The following is a 14,844-nucleotide window of genomic DNA, read 5'->3' on the forward strand; positions in this document are numbered from 1 at the left end:
TCCCGGGCTTTGCGGGTCTTCTGCGCGAACCGGGACACGATCAGGTTCCCGGCGCCGGGCAGCACCGCCTTCTCGAGCGCGGCCCGGTCCTCCGGGGTGAGCGTGAACGTCTGGTCGGCGAGCACGGTGGCGTGCCGGTAGCTGATCTGCCCGGYCTGCAACGCGGCGAACGTGTCCGGCAGGGTGTGRATGAGCGCCTGGCCGATCGCGATCTGCGTCTCCATGGTGCGTTCCGGMAYGCGCAGCGCGCAGGCGAGTTCGGTCACGAGTACTCGTCGGTTCGCCCAGCGCTGCCGCAGGGTCGACTCGGTGACCGGGAGCGTGGTCAGGTTCTCACTGAGCTGCCGCGCCCGGTCGATGGCGACGGCGGTCTCGGCGGCCAGCACGGCCTGCCTGCGGTGTAATTCGGCGACGAGATCGACCTGTTCGCCGAGACGATCCAACAACGGGTTCATACCTGAACTCTTCCAGGCACCACCGACATCGCACCGACACGAAAGGCCTGTTGACCGGGGGTTGTGGACAACTTTCCGACCCGGCGCCTGTGGAGGGCGGGTCGACGAGAGGGCCGAGTCTGAAGGCTGGGTCACGGGGTCTCGACAGGCTCGACCACCGTCGCGGCACGTGCCCGCGAAGCCGGCGCGGGCTATCCCGCTGGGCGCGCAGTAGAAACCGCGCCGATGGGGATACCACGCGCCCAGATCGGGTCGCGGCTTCAAGGTCAACTCACGGGGTCTCGACAGGCTCGACCACCGACCACCGAGCACCGATCCCTACGACGCGACAAACCTCGCATCGACCGACGCCGACACCTCGATTCGCTGCGGCGTCAGCGCGATCCCCGACCGGCCCGCACCGCTGTCCGCCATCATCATCGCCCCGCGAGCCAGAGGAACGGGCGCCGAACCGTGATCGCCCAGCATCCCGGGATCGGCGAGTGCGATGGCTCGCACTGTTTCCAGGCCCAGACTGCGCGCGAAGACCGTCGCCCGAGTGAGCGCATCCGTCACGGCCAGCGATTGCGCGTCTGCGAGAACTGCAGCCTTGCGCGCGGCGGTCAGCGACCACTCGATGCCGCCCACGGTGACGCTGTCGACGGCCGCGACGGCGTCCAACCAGTGGGCCATCACGTCGAAGTCGCTGAACCGAACGGTGAAGGTGATGGCGGCGTGAAAAACCAACGGAAGCTGTTTGCCTTCGTTGTTCCACGGGCGCTCGCTCCAGACCGAGACCGAGTCAGACGACCAGCGGCTGATCGGGCTCGACTGCGCTTCACTGAGTGCGACGACCATCGAGCGCACGGTTTCGGCGGCGCGAGTCGTGGCCTCGAAGACTGATTGCCGGTCGGGGCCGTCGAATCCGATACCCAGCTGCACAGTGGCGCGTTCGGGCGAGTACCAGGCGGCATCGTGCCCTTGTACCGTGATCACTGTCTCGTTCATGGCGCTCCAATCGGATCGATCGTGATGCACATTCTGACAGGCGGCTAGTGTCGGGAAGCTGCCTCCGCCGCATCCAAAATGACACCGACACCCATCTGAAAGATGTCGCGGTCCCGAAGCGACGCGAGTTGCTCACGAGACGCCGCCACCTCGGGAAACCGATTCTCGTCGACTATTCCGACGTCGCCCAGCCAGACCCCGTCCGGCTCTTCGCCATCRCTGGCGGCGTCGAGCCGAGCACTGGCCAGGGTGGCCCCCACCGACGTCAAGTAGTGCGAAAACACAGCATAAAACCGTACGGCATCGGTGCGATCGAGGCCGGCATCCCGAAAACCTTGCAGGAAGAATTCGACTCCCTCGATCTCGCCCGGCCCTCTGGTGATGAGCGTGCGCCCCTCCGCACCGACCGAGGGATAACGCTCACAGGCGTCCCAGTAGTGCTGAGCGGCCTCGCCCAATCGCTTCCGCCAGGGATCCCGTGCATTGGTGCGCTCGTTGACCTCGACGAGAAGACGATCGAACATCGCCTGAACCAGGTCGCGGCGAGTCGCAAAATGACGATAGAGCGCTGTCGGATCGGCGCCGAGTTTTGCGCCCAACGCCCGGATGGTGATCGGGGCTCCGGATGCCGCAATTTGCATCGCAACGGTCAGGATGACATTTCGATCCAGCTGGGGACGGGCACGTCCGCCGCCGACCGTGCTCTTCACTGCGGTCATCCACTACTCCCTGCGCCGTCGATTCGCTGCTGAACCGGCTCTTAGGCTAACCCAGTCCGCCTCGCTCGCGTGCCCACCCCACCCAATGTCAGCGCCGTTGACTTAAGCCCGATCCTGCCCCTAGTCTCGACCTCAGCGCACCGAGAGATCACTCACAGAAACTCGCTCGCAACGACTCCCCCGCCAGACGGCATCCTGATTGGAATCTACGTGGATCTTCACAGCATCACTGCCAGCACCGCCCGCTCCCTCCTTCTCAGCCGCGAATTGTCGCCGGTCGAGCTGCTTGATGCCGTTGTCAGCCGAACCGCGCAGGTCGAGCCGAAAATCAACGCGCTGACCGAGCAGATGCTGGACGAGGCCTACGCAGCGGCGCGTGAATCAGAAGCTCGGTTCGCCGGCGATCAGGCAAACCTTCGTCCGCTCGAAGGAATCCCACTGCTGCTCAAAGAGGAGCAGCCGATTGCGGGGCGTCTGAGCGAAGAAGGCTCATTGACCGAAAAGGGCAACATCGCTGACGTTACCCACCCGATCGTCGACCGCATCTTCGCAGCGGGAGCTGTCGTGCACGGCCGCACGACGACACCGGAGTTCTGCTGTGCGCCGTACACCCACAGCAAGCTGTGGGGAGTGACCCGCAACCCGTGGAACACCGAGCTGACACCGGGCGGCTCGTCGGGCGGCTCAGGCGCCGCTCTGGCTGCCGGAGAGACCATCTTGGCGACTGGTTCCGACATCGGTGGATCGATTCGCATCCCCGCGTCGTTCAATGGTCTCGTCGGCTTCAAACCGCCGTTTGGCCGCGTGCCCGGCATGGCGCCGTTCAACTCGGACACCTATTGCGCCGACGGCCCGATGGGCCGCAGCGTCGCCGACGTCGCCCTGCTGCAGAACGTGATTGCCGGCCCGCATTGGGGCGACCAGGCATCGCTTCGCCCCGCCTACGTTCTGCCCACCCCGAAGGCTGCGGCAGCAATCGGTATGCGCGTCGCACTCTGCGTCAACCTCGGTAACTTCGCGGTCGACCCGGTGGTCGAAGCGAACACCCGCGCTGCGGCTGACGCCCTCCGCTCGATGGGTGTGACGGTTGACGAGGTGACGCTGCCCTGGAAGACCGAAGAGCTCACCGAAATCGCCTGGGCCCACTTCGGTGCGATCATGGGGCCGTTCATCGAAGAAATCGCCGGCACACACCAAGACCTGCTCATGCCTTACACGCTCGACTTCGCCAAGAAGGCGGCGGCCGCGGGCTCCTACCCCGAGGGTCTCGCCGCGGAGACCGCCATGTACGAACCGCTCGGCCGGCTCTTCGAGAGCTACGACGCCCTCCTCTGCCCGACTGTCGCGGTGCAGGGAATGGCCGCCGACTTCGACAGCACCACGTCCTCCGTCATGATCGGCGACAAGACAGTGGGCTGGATCGAATCGGCAATGACCATCCCCTTCAACATCATCGGTCGCGTGCCCGTACTCAGCGTGCCGTCCGGGATCGCGCCGAACGGCGTGCCGACCGGCGTGCAGATCGTGGGCCGCACCTACGACGACGCCACGGTCTTCACGCTCGGCGCCGCACTCGAAGAGGCCCTGCAGCTATGGACCTCCGCCTCCTGGTGGCCCACGGTCTAGTCCCCGTCCTGCCCTGCCCCGCACCAACCTGAGGGAAGACGATTCGACGATGACCGAGCACTCCGCACCTTCACCGGTCGCATCCGTCGGCATCCCCAATCGGTTGGCCACGGGCACGCTGAGCACCGGCGACATCGTCTTCTTCGTTGTCGCCGCCGCCGCGCCGCTCATGGTCGTCGCGGGCGGCTCCCCGCTGGCATTTCTGATCGGGGGTATCGGCGCACCCGGCAGCTATGTCGTGGCTGGAATCGCCTATGTGCTCTTCGCGCTCGGATTCACCGCGATGGCCCAGCATCTGCCGAACACCGGTGCGTTCTACGCGTTTATCAAGCGCGGCCTCAGCCCATCCACCGGCATCGCCGCCGCGTGGGTGGCGCTGGCCTCGTACAGCCTGATCTGTTTCGGGTTCTATGGTGCGCTCGGCTTCTTTGCCGAATCCACGGTGAACAACCTGCTCGGGATCAGCGTGCCGTGGCCGATCTGGTCGCTGGCCGGGGTGCTCGTCGTCGGGTTCATCGGATACCGCCAGATCAACATCGGCGCGCGGGTGCTCGGCATCCTGATGGCTGCCGAGGTTCTCATCCTCGTCATCCTCGCCGTCGCGATCCTGATCGACGGCGGCCCGGAGGGGATGTCTGTGGCGCCATTCCTTCCGGCCAACGTCTTTGCCCCGGGGTCAGGCGCCATGTTTGTGCTGGCGCTCGGTGCATTTCTCGGCTTCGAGAGCACGGCGATCTACTCGGAGGAAGCGCGAGAACCGCGACGCTCGATCCCTCGTGCCACCTACATTTCCGTCGGCTTCCTCGCGTTGTTCTACGGATTCGCCACGTGGATCGCCACCGTGGGATTCGGCGCGAACGGCATCCTCACCGTGCTGGCCGGCGACGACTTCGGCACCATGTACTTCATGATGGCCAACAGCTATCTCGGCCACGCTGCTCAAATCGTCATGGAAGTGTTGATCGTCACGAGCGTGTTCGCCGCCATCATCGCCTTCCACAACGCGAGCACCCGGTACATGTTCGCATTGGGGCGCGAGCGCATCCTGCCCCGCCGGTTCGCGCTCACTCACCCCACCTACAAGTCGCCCTACATCGGCAGCCTGGTGATGAGCGCGTTTTCTGCGGTGGCGGTGATCGCCACCCTGGCCCTGGCCGGCGACCCCTACCTGCATCTGCTCCTCTGGACGAACGGTGTGGGAATCGTCGGCATCGTGCTCCTCCAGATCCTCTGTGCCTTCGCCATCATCCGTTTCTTCTGGGCGTCGCGTCGCGGTCACAGTGTGTTTCGCGTGGCCATCGCGCCCGCCGCCTCTGCGCTGCTGCTGAGCGGCGGGCTCTACCTCATGCTGGCCAATTTCGAGCTGCTCACCGGGTTGAGCGGATGGATCAATCTCGCCTTGGTGGCACCGCTGATCGTTCTCGGAGTGGTCGGCTTCTGCTACGGCTGGGTGACCAGGGCCGATCAGTCTGAGCTTGATGACGAAACGGAGACGGAACCCGTCAGCGGCTAGCCGTGGGCACCCCTGCTTGCCAAGCCCTGCTCCCTGCGCACCGGTCCCCGCGCCCCGCTCATCGCGACCGGTGCGCTCCGCTCACGCTCAGGCTGGCTCGTTCGTTCAGCTCGGCAGCAACGAAGCCGCCGGCAGCCTTGTAATCACGGGCGATCTGCTCACGCTCAGAATTCGGCACCACGGTTTCAATGTCGGCAAACCCGTCGGGTGCACGCTCGTAGGCCAGCTGCATCACGCGCTCCGGCCCCATCGAACGGTTGCTGCGGATCAGCGCCGTGGTGCGGGGGCGACGGATGTCCTCGTAGGCGGCGACCCCGTCAGCGAGCGTTGCTGCGTTGGCCAGCTCATAGGCGAGCGTGCGCGCGTCGATGATGGCCTGCGAGGCACCGTTCGACCCGATCGGGTACATCGGGTGGGCTGCGTCTCCGATCAGGGTTTGCGCTCCGAAGGTCCACTGGTCGAGGGGATCCCGATCGACCATGGGGTATTCGAGGATCTGTTCGGCCGTGTCGATGATCGTCGGAACGTCGAGCCAGTCGAACGTCCAGTCGGCGAAGCGGGCGGCAACCGCCGCCGGGTCGGCCGCGCGGTTCCAACTGCTGACCCCGGGGTTCGGCTCGTCGGAGCGATACTCGGCGATGAAGTTGATGCGCGCCCGGCCATCGTCACCCGGCAGCGACAGCGGGTAGGCGACGAACTTTTGGAAGGCATCCCCCGCCATGATCATGCTGCGGCCGTCGAGAAACGAGTCGACGACGGCCGTGCCGCGCCACAGAATGAGCCCATTCCAGATCGGTTCGCCCTGGTCGGGGTAGCGCTGCTTGCGCAGTTCGCTGTGGATGCCGTCGGCCCCGATCACGAGATCGGCCACCTCGCGCCGGGTCTCACCGGCGGCCGTCGTCACGCGCACACTCGCACCGTCGGCGCGGTCCTGCACATCGTCGATCGTCTCGCCGAGGCGCACGGAACCGGCCGGGAGGCGATCCGTCACGGCGTCGAGGAGCATCATCTGCAGCTCGCCGCGGTGCACCGAGTACTGCGGCCAGTGGTAACCGGCGGCGCGGCCACGAGGTTCGGCCCAGATTTCTTGGCCGTGCCGGTTGTAGTAGCGCAGCGAACTCGTCGCCACGCCCATTGCTTCCAGCTGATCGGCGAGCCCGAGCTCGGTCAATTCACGCACCGCATGCGGGAGCAGGTTGATCCCAACGCCGAACGGCCGGATCTCAGAGACCGCCTCGTGGATCCGGATGTCGGTGAAGCCCGCATCGTGGAGTGAGAGCGCGGTGGCGAGCCCGCCGATTCCGGCTCCGGCGATAATGATCGTCATCGATCAACCTTTCTGGGTGGTGCTGGTGGTGAGGTCGGCAGGACATCCTCGGCGAACGCGATGACCTGTCGTTCGACACGCTCGACGAGCCCGATGAATGCGGCTGCACGCTCCGGCGAAGCAATCCACTCGCGCTCGAGCTGCTCGAATCGATCGCGGGCACCCGGAACGCTCACTGCCCAGACGAACTCGCTTCGCTCAGCGATCGCATACGCGAAGTCGACGGTGAACCCCGCTCGTTCGCGGAGCGCCGGCATGGTGGCTGCCCACCAGGCTGCGAAAGCGTCGAGTTCTCCCCGGGTGATGGAGTAGCGACGAAGCTGAACGGTACGCATGAAATGCCACAGTACAACACCGCTGACATCGTTGCTGACTCGGGGCGACCCGGGCGGCAGACAGTTCGTCAGGAAGACTGTTCGTCAGCAACCACATCGGCTGAGTGCTGTCAGCAGCGTGCCACTCGCAGCGACCGAATCAGCGCGCCGAAGCGTCTTCGACGCGCGCAGCGACGGCGTGACTGGCGGCGATGTGGCCGTAGACGAGGCCCTGCCCGATCGTGGCTCCCGCGCCGGGGTAGCTTTCGCCGAAGACATTGGCGGCCGAGTTGCCGATCGCGTACAGGCCCGGAATCGGGGTGCCGTCGGCGGCGAGCGCCCGGCCATCGGCGTCGGCGGTGATGCCTCCGCAGGTGCCGAGGTCAGAAAGCACGATCTTGATTGCGTAGAGTCCAGTCGACTCGAGCGGGCGGAGATTCGGATTCGGCGTGATTGTGGGGTCGCCGTAGTAGCGGTTGTAGGCACTGTTTCCACGACCGAAGTCCTCATCGACCCCGGCCGCAGCGAGCTCGTTGAACCTCCGCGCACTCTCGCTGAGAACGCCGCGCTCCACCCCGATCTGCTGTGCGAGTTGCGCCCACGACGAGGCCCGTACCGCGATGCCGTTCTCGTACCAGTTCCTCGGAATGGCCATCCGCGGAAAGACCTGTCCGCCCAGCAGATAGCTGTTGCGGTAGGTCTGGTCGAAGATGAGCCACATGGTGCCGACCGGGCGTCCCTCACGCTCGCGCTCGAGCACGTGATGGCCGAACGACATGTAATCTTCCGCTTCGTTCAGAAACCGGTTACCCGTTGAATCGACCATGAACGAGCCCGGCAGCGAACGCTCAGCGAGCATCACGATCGGCTTCTCGCCTGGCAGCGGCGAGATCGCGGGGAACCACCACGCCTGCTCCATCAGAGCAACATCGGCACCGACCGACTGGGCGGCACGGATGGCGTCACCGGTGTTGCCGTCGCTGCCGAGGCTCCAGTTCTCCAGGGACTCCGACTGCACACTGCGCCGCAGTGCGAGGTCGTGGTCGAATCCGCCGGCGGCGAGAACTACCCCGCGCTTTGCCGTGATCGTGATTTCCTGGCCCCCACGAGTGACGACCGCACCGGTGACCGCGCCGGCATCGTCGACGACGAGCCGTTGCAGGCTCGTTTCCGTCCACACCGGGATGCCCGCCCGCACGACGCCGTCGAAGAGACCCGCGGCGAGCGCACGCCCGCCTGCTGCGTACTCCCGGCCGATGATCTTGCCGCCGATCCCCTGAATCGCGCGCTTGATCGCGACGCCGAAGCCGCGAATGGGCTTCTTAGCCATGAGATTCAACCACTTGTAGTCGGCGCCGGTCACCGGCATCGGCAGGGGTGCCTCCATGACCGCGGGCCGCAACCGACTGCGCTCCGAGCCGAGCTGCGCCACGTCGAACGGGCGGCACTCGCAACTGCGGCCGGCGGCCGAGCCGCCCGGCAGTTCGGGGTGATAGTCGGAGTAGCCCTCTGCCCACATGAACTGCATGCGGGTCGTGCGTTCGAGCATCCGGACGGTCTCCGAGCCGTGCTCCAGAAAACTCTCCCAGCGCGCCTGGGGGCCACTGCCATCCACGACCGCGGTCAGGTACTCGTGAGCCCGTTCGGGCGAGTCGTTCGCGCCGTCCTTGGCGAGCACCGGATTCGCGGGGATCCAGAATGCTCCACCGGATCGCGCCGTCGAACCACCGACGAGTTTTGTCTTCTCGATCACGAGCACGGTGGCGCCCTGCTCATGCGCGGACAGTGCTGCTGCGAGCCCGGTTCCCGATCCAACTACCAGCAGATCAATCGTCATGTTCTCGGTCATCGTCGACGCAGCTCCAATTCGTGGGCGGGCTATGGAGCCATCCTGCACGACGGGCACGTTATGCACAATAGGCACATCGTGCCACCTATGGAATCGGTCGTCCGGTCGCACCGCTCACGCGGACCGGGCGGTAAGTCCTCTACCCCTGTGCGCTTCGAACCAATTCAATGATCGTCCTGGCGATCGTTTGCGGACTGACTCGGGATCAACCCAGTTGCAGACGTAGACACGACCCCTGAACGAAACAGGCAGGTAAACTCCTAAGCCGCCAAATCTACGCCCGAATTAACGTCAGCGATCTGCAAACCGTCCTCGAAAATTGCGCCCATAACGACGCGCAGTTCTTTCTCGATAATCTCAGCATTCTCTCCGAGGTCGGCGACGTAGTTGTCGAGTGATTCGCAGGCAGAACGGTAGCTAATCGCCTGCTTGACCTTGTCCCGGGACTTCGAAGTGCTGGCGTAGTAATTCTCGATGGCACCCAGCGAGAGCACGTTAGTGCGTGACTCTCGCAACAGATCAATCAGCTGATCCCGCTTTGTCGCAATAACACCAGTCGCCGATTCCAGCACGGCAAGGCGGTCGTTCTTTCGTCGGAACGAGAAGAAGTGCCCAACCGCAACGTTTAAGGCCGCATATGAAGCCTCGGTGCCATCAAGCGCGAGTCGTGCTTCCTCGGCGGCTCCCCAGAGGGCACGTGCTTCTCCGCTATCGACCAAAGTCTTCGCATCGCCTTCTGTGATCTCGGTCGCATCTGCCAGTTCCGCGTCAACGAGCCGTAGAAGATCTTCACGAAGGACTTTCGCGCGATCATTCGGTTCGAGTTTGTCGAAGCCCCCGATCAAGGCGTCAAGGTCGCACACGACGTGGATTGGAATATCGAACTTACTGAAGAATGAACGGTAGCTTGCGATGTTTCCTTTGCCGTTAGTCCGAGCGAACGAAATATTCTTCTCGACGCTATCCCAGGCAGGGTCGAGCAGCTTGGCAAAATGAGGCAGCAGCAGAGCATCGCTGTCGCCCTCTACGAGCACTACCTGCTTCGCGAAGAAGCCAATGCTGTTGTTTTCGTGGCAGATGATCTGAAATGCGGTTTTCGTCGATAGATCGTCACCAATGACAATTGGATGTACCTCAGTAAACGGTGGCTTTGAGGTATCCGGCCGAACTTTGCGGAACTTCACAAACGACTGGGTAGCATCTGCATCGAAGAAGACCGGAGAATGCGTGGTGACCATGACTGGAAAATCATTGGAAAACACGTCCAGCGCCGAGAAGAGTTGTCGTTGCGCCCGTGGATACAGATAGAGCTCGGGCTCCTCAAACAGCAGCCAGTAGTGGCCGATGGCGCTACCAGAGCTACCGATCCCCGAGGCACGGAGGTTCGTGTATGCCCGCAGTATCGCAAATGCAACAGCCCTTTTCAGGCCATCACCCTTCGAGACAACAAGTCCGTCATGCCCATCATCAGCAGAAATCTCAGCAGATGAGAGGATCGTCTTCATCTTTGGCACAGGGACGGTGATTGTTAGGTTGACGTCCGGAAAGCTCTCCTGAACGAAGCTATTGATCATCGCCTCGACAGTACGAACTTCTTTGATGCGCTCGTCCACGACGACGCCATCTTCACCAATTACACGGCTCAACTGCTTTTGTATCGCCTTGAACTGCTCCTCGACCCCAGCAAACTGGTCTTGAACTTCCTCGAGCAGTAGACCGAGCAACTTCCCGAAGGTTGCGCTATCTGTAGTCTTAACTTCATCCGCGACATCCTTGACTGCCTCAATATAGATGGGCTCCGGCAAGAAGTTCTTGATGCCGGCGTCAAGTCCAGTACCAAGCGGCTCATCCCGAAATGTCTTGTGATCGTTTGGCATTGCAGCGACAAATTCGTCCCGAAGCGCGTTCACCTCTTTTTGCGTAGGTTTCGCCGATAGATTCTCACCCAACTCCGGCAGGAGCTCCAGCACAGCATTCCGAAGGGCAGCGCCTGCGTTGCCCTTCATAGTCGGGGCCAGCTTTTCGTCCGTCCAGCGATCCTCCGCCGGCCCAAGGCGGGAGATTAGTAGTTGTGACTTCGACACGGAACCTGCCTCGACCATCCTCACGAATCGCACGGAGCCATCAACAACGTCTGATTCGAAACTGGCGCGATGCTGATCATTCTCAATTCGAGCAAGGTCCGCAGCGTCGACATCATCAACACGAAGTTCAATTCGAATTGGCTTTGAGCTGTCGAAAAAGTCGGACAGAGCCGGCTTCTTACTCGAGCTCGGCAACAGCAAGAGGATCGCCTGCAATGCCGACGACTTGCCAGAGTTGTTTTCCCCGATTAGGCAACCAAATTGTGAAAGCGGGATCGTGACGTCCTTGAGTCCCCTGAAGTTCTGAATTCGCACGTCAACCAGTTTCAAATGCAACCCCCTTGTATTCACCTCATTGTGACAGACCCCACTTCCTACAAGCACTGGCAGAGCGACCATCGGGGGCGTCCATGGCCTTGCCCGGTGTCGCAGAGCTGCAGATTCAGAACCCAGACGAACGTTCTACCTGCTCGCTGCGACAACGGACGGGGCGCTGGCCACGCCCTTCACTCGTCTAGCGAAACCCAGTTCTCGTCCTCATCCCGATACTGCATCTGCCGCTTGTTCGCCGCGATTGCTGCAGGAATCGAGTCGATGGCGTGTTTTAGCACCTCGACCGAACCGGTTTCAATGTAGAACTTTGAGGTCGTTCCGTCGTTCTCGTCGGTGAATTCCATGCTCACTTTTGAAAGTGGTGGAGCCTTTCGTAGGAGTCGCTTCAGCGAGTCATAAACGAAGTTTGTAATCAAGCCGACCGCCACCGAGGTAAGTTGCGGCACGACCCACTGCAGGACAATGAGCGTGTCCGGCTCATAGGCAAATTGATAGAGGTGTCCCACACTTGCCGACTGATTGCTGGTGTTCAGCTCGGCGAACGCCGTGAGAAGGTCGTCCTTTGAGTACCAGTGCGCGTCCGCCACCAATTCAATTGCCGCTTCGCTCTCGCCTACGATCGTAGAAGTTACACTGATCGAGAACCCGCGCATCTGGTCGGCATTGTGCTTTTCCCACTCGCCATCGTCGATTTCCCAGATCGCGACTGCTTCTAGTTCTCCGTCTTCGCGTTCCCTGGTGTAGGCATCAATCACAGTTGCGTTGAATCGCAGTCGAGGATCGTGTCGGACCCCAAGCGGGATTCGGCCACTCTTCACCATGTCTGGGACCGACTCCACGAGTTGCCGGGATAGGGATACCCCTCCGTACGCTTCAACAGCCTGAGTGGTTACTAGCACTCCCTCTACGCGTACCATTTTCTTCCTCCAGCTAGTCGCACGTCATCGCTTCGTCGCTCACGTTACCGACTCTTCGCAACTTTCCTCGGAGCCTCAATAAAGCTGTATTGGAAACTGGGCAAACGCAAAGCCAATTCAACCAACGATGGAAATCGCGAGTGCGCAGACGCTGCGGCGGCGACCAACGACGACGATTTCTTAACGAGTACGGAAAATAGCTAAAAGTAGGCATGGACTTGGCCGATGGTTCCAGCAAACGTGGAAGTGTGCCCCTGGAGGGACTCGAACCCCCAACCTGCTCCTTAGGACGGAGTCGCTCTTCCATTGAGCTACAGAGGCTGACCCAGAAAGTTTAGCGGCTAATCCGGCACCGGGTCGTCAGACGCTGCGCTAGCTCGGCGGGTACAGATACAGCGGCACGTCGCCGATCGACACCGTGCGCGTGTGGTACGCGTGGCTGCCCATCCAGTTGTATTCCTCGAGCACGACGGTTCCGTCGCCGGGGATCGACTGCACATAGGCGACGTGGTTGTAGTTGAACCAGGCCACCGAGCCGACCACCGGCGTCGCGCTGGTCACCCAGCCGTGGCTCGCCCAGGCATCCGCCCAGCCTGAGGCGTTGCCGTTGCCCGGCGTCATCTTGCTCCAGGTCCACTGCCACGGGCTGCTGCCGGAACCGGCATCGCGGTTGAGGCGCCAGGCGACGAAGTCGACGCATTCGCGGTAGTAGTAGCCAAGCGGCGACAGTCCGCCGCCCTCGTTGTCGGTGGCCTCAAACGGCCACGGATAGTCGTCACCCTCGGCACGGATGCCACTGGTTGCGAACTCGGCGGCCGACGCACGCGCCGCAGCGGCAGCGCCCTCGCGGCGCAGTTCAGCGGAACGCTCGGCGAGCTCCTCGGCGGTGCTCGCCGAGAATCCGTCGCGCGAGACGACGGTGTGTGCCGCGGTCGCTGCCACGACGACGTCCTGCGCGTCGGCTTCGAGCTGTGCGTGAGCCGAGACCCCGGTAGCTGGCGCAGCCTGCGGGTCGAAGGCGTAGGCCGGCAAACCAGCGGTGAGAAAAAGTCCGGGGATGGCCATGATCGCGACCAGCACGGTGATCGGACTGCGCGAACGGGAACGGCGACGCGGGCTAGTGGACGGCGAGGCCTTCGCGGCGGGGGCCTGAGACGAGCGGGCCTGGGAAGGGGAGGCTTGACTAGCCGAGCGTCGACCGTGTGGCTGCGCTTTTACGACCCGCGGCTGAGCTTTCAGAGCGCTTGGCTTGGCCGGAACTTCAGCGTTGGGCGCGAGCGGTGCAACAACTTCGGCTGGCACGATGACGTCGAGGACGCGCGTCGTGGCGACATCCAGAATGCTGGTGGCAACATCCGTTCCGCTCGCGGTGACTTCCGCCGTGCTCGCCGAGGTGACATCCGCGATACTCGCCGTGGCGACATCCGTCGGCTCGACCGAGTCGGGCACGATCGCCGCCGCAGACTCGATGCTTTCGGCTGCCGCTTCTGCGGCTTCCCGCTGCGCACGCAGGGCACGCCGCGAGGGCAGGACGTCAGCGTTCTCGGGGGAACCGGACGGGCCGGAATCGATCACGTGACAATCCTCAACACTGGGTTAGCGGGCGGGCAACTCCCCCACCCTACGTGAGAATTTCACGAAAGTCGCCCCCACTTCCGGGGACGCTCAAGCTCCCCTTGAGGGTTACCCCAGTGCTCGAAACGGGGTGCGGATGGCGCCGCGCGGGTCGGGCGCCTCCGCGCGCGTTGGACCCAACCCGCGTCGCGGCGCCCGACCCGCGCGATGCCGCACGACACCGCGCACGGCGCTTAGCGCGCTAGGGCCTGTGCCTTGAGCGTCTCGAACTCCGTCTCGGTGATCGCACCGGAATCGAGGAGCTTTTTCGCCGACTCAATGTCGGATGTGGTGGTCGCGCGGGCCCCGACGGTGCCGATGTCCGCAGCTTGGCCGGCGGCGCGTCCTTGTGTCTCTGCGCCCCGCCGCCCCATCTTGCCGCCGCGGGCAATGAGGTAGACGAAGGCACCGAGGAAGGGCACCACCACCAGGAAGAGAACCCAGAGTGCCTTGCCGCCGCCGCCGAGTCCCGGGTCGCGGAACACATTGACGAAGACGATGACGAAGATCCAGATGCAGGTGAAGAAGATGTAGGCCCAAAAGAACGAGGCGAAGAGTTCCCCAATGCTCACGGTGCCCTACCTTTCGCGATGTGTGCCGTGTGTGCGGTTAGTCGGCGTCCGGCGTCGCGAACTCGCGGCCGTGCGCCGTGATGGCGTAGATGACAAGAACATCGATCGCGATGACGATGACGGACCACCAGGGTTGGGCCGGGACGAGAAGCATTTGACCGATAGCGCTGAGTGCGACGACGATCACAGCGACGATCCGGGCCCAGGTCGCGCCGAGGAACAACGCGATGCCTGCGAGTCCGAGCAGGAGACCGATGATCAGGTTCCACCAGCCCCAGCCGGTGACGTCGAAGGCGAACAGGCCGCCTTTCGCGACGACGTAGTACGAACTCGGTCCGATCAACGCAATGAGTCCCTGAATGACGCCGAAGACGCCGTTCATGATGAGAATGACACCGGCGAATCCGATCCAGCCGACCCAGCCCGTTGGTGCTTTGACATCGCTCACAGGGTTACCGCCAATCTCACTCTTTGGCTGCACCGACACTGTGCGTGGATGCCGCCGCCCCCGGGTATAACTCGCCCGTGTGCTGA

General features: G+C 63.2%; 12 protein-coding genes, 1 tRNA gene and 1 pseudogene. 2 read left to right on the forward strand and 12 right to left on the reverse strand.

What is annotated here, in order from left to right; all coding sequences use genetic code 11:
- The 3 genes and pseudogenes from AB4Y63_RS09250 to AB4Y63_RS09260 form a co-directional block, all read right to left on the reverse strand.
- Positions 1-455, reverse strand: a pseudogene (locus AB4Y63_RS09250) (hypothetical protein); the annotation flags it as partial.
- 318 nt (positions 456-773) lie between these two features.
- Positions 774-1,442: an SIMPL domain-containing protein gene (locus AB4Y63_RS09255; protein WP_441790766.1), complete on the reverse strand. Its 669-nt coding sequence runs from the start codon at positions 1,440-1,442 to the stop codon at positions 774-776.
- 44 nt (positions 1,443-1,486) lie between these two features.
- On the reverse strand, positions 1,487-2,161 hold the full coding sequence (locus AB4Y63_RS09260) for a TetR/AcrR family transcriptional regulator (RefSeq protein WP_441790767.1): 675 nt from the start codon (positions 2,159-2,161) through the stop codon (positions 1,487-1,489).
- A 210-nt stretch (positions 2,162-2,371) separates the two neighbouring features.
- Between AB4Y63_RS09260 and AB4Y63_RS09265 the strand changes: the two genes are divergently transcribed.
- Positions 2,372-3,787: an amidase gene (locus tag AB4Y63_RS09265; protein ID WP_441790768.1), complete on the forward strand. Its 1,416-nt coding sequence runs from the start codon at positions 2,372-2,374 to the stop codon at positions 3,785-3,787.
- 49 nt (positions 3,788-3,836) lie between these two features.
- Positions 3,837-5,300: an APC family permease gene (locus AB4Y63_RS09270; RefSeq protein ID WP_441790769.1), complete on the forward strand. Its 1,464-nt coding sequence runs from the start codon at positions 3,837-3,839 to the stop codon at positions 5,298-5,300.
- A 58-nt stretch (positions 5,301-5,358) separates the two neighbouring features.
- On the opposite strand, the gene AB4Y63_RS09275 is transcribed toward AB4Y63_RS09270, so the two are convergent.
- The 9 genes from AB4Y63_RS09275 to AB4Y63_RS09315 form a co-directional block, all read right to left on the reverse strand.
- Positions 5,359-6,627: a flavin-dependent oxidoreductase gene (locus AB4Y63_RS09275; protein ID WP_441790770.1), complete on the reverse strand. Its 1,269-nt coding sequence runs from the start codon at positions 6,625-6,627 to the stop codon at positions 5,359-5,361.
- Entirely contained in the window at positions 6,624-6,962 is a 339-nt protein-coding gene (locus tag AB4Y63_RS09280; protein WP_441790771.1) for a hypothetical protein, read from the reverse strand. The genes AB4Y63_RS09275 and AB4Y63_RS09280 overlap by 4 nt, the downstream gene beginning before the upstream one ends.
- A gap of 139 nt (positions 6,963-7,101) precedes the next feature.
- Positions 7,102-8,865 carry a 3-ketosteroid-delta-1-dehydrogenase gene (locus AB4Y63_RS09285; RefSeq protein ID WP_441790772.1) on the reverse strand — a complete coding sequence of 588 codons (1,764 nt, stop codon included), beginning with the start codon at positions 8,863-8,865 and terminating at the stop codon, positions 7,102-7,104.
- A gap of 185 nt (positions 8,866-9,050) precedes the next feature.
- A complete protein-coding gene (locus AB4Y63_RS09290) occupies positions 9,051-11,189 on the reverse strand; it encodes an ATP-dependent nuclease (protein ID WP_441790773.1) in 2,139 nt (712 codons plus the stop codon).
- Between the two features lie 191 nt (positions 11,190-11,380).
- Positions 11,381-11,962: a hypothetical protein gene (locus AB4Y63_RS09295; protein WP_441790774.1), complete on the reverse strand. Its 582-nt coding sequence runs from the start codon at positions 11,960-11,962 to the stop codon at positions 11,381-11,383.
- Positions 11,963-12,373: 411 nt separating this feature from the next.
- A tRNA-Arg gene (locus tag AB4Y63_RS09300) sits at positions 12,374-12,445 on the reverse strand.
- Positions 12,446-12,496: 51 nt separating this feature from the next.
- Complete coding sequence (locus AB4Y63_RS09305; RefSeq protein WP_441790775.1) at positions 12,497-13,699, reverse strand: CHAP domain-containing protein; 1,203 nt, start codon at positions 13,697-13,699, stop codon at positions 12,497-12,499.
- A 233-nt stretch (positions 13,700-13,932) separates the two neighbouring features.
- Complete coding sequence (locus AB4Y63_RS09310) at positions 13,933-14,310, reverse strand: SHOCT domain-containing protein (protein WP_441790776.1); 378 nt, start codon at positions 14,308-14,310, stop codon at positions 13,933-13,935.
- A 37-nt stretch (positions 14,311-14,347) separates the two neighbouring features.
- Entirely contained in the window at positions 14,348-14,758 is a 411-nt protein-coding gene (locus AB4Y63_RS09315) for a DUF7144 family membrane protein (protein ID WP_441790777.1), read from the reverse strand.
- Between the last annotated feature and the right edge of the window lie 86 nt (positions 14,759-14,844).

Source organism: Leifsonia sp. YAF41, assembly GCF_052113185.1.
Taxonomy (GTDB): Bacteria; Actinomycetota; Actinomycetes; order Actinomycetales; family Microbacteriaceae; genus Cryobacterium.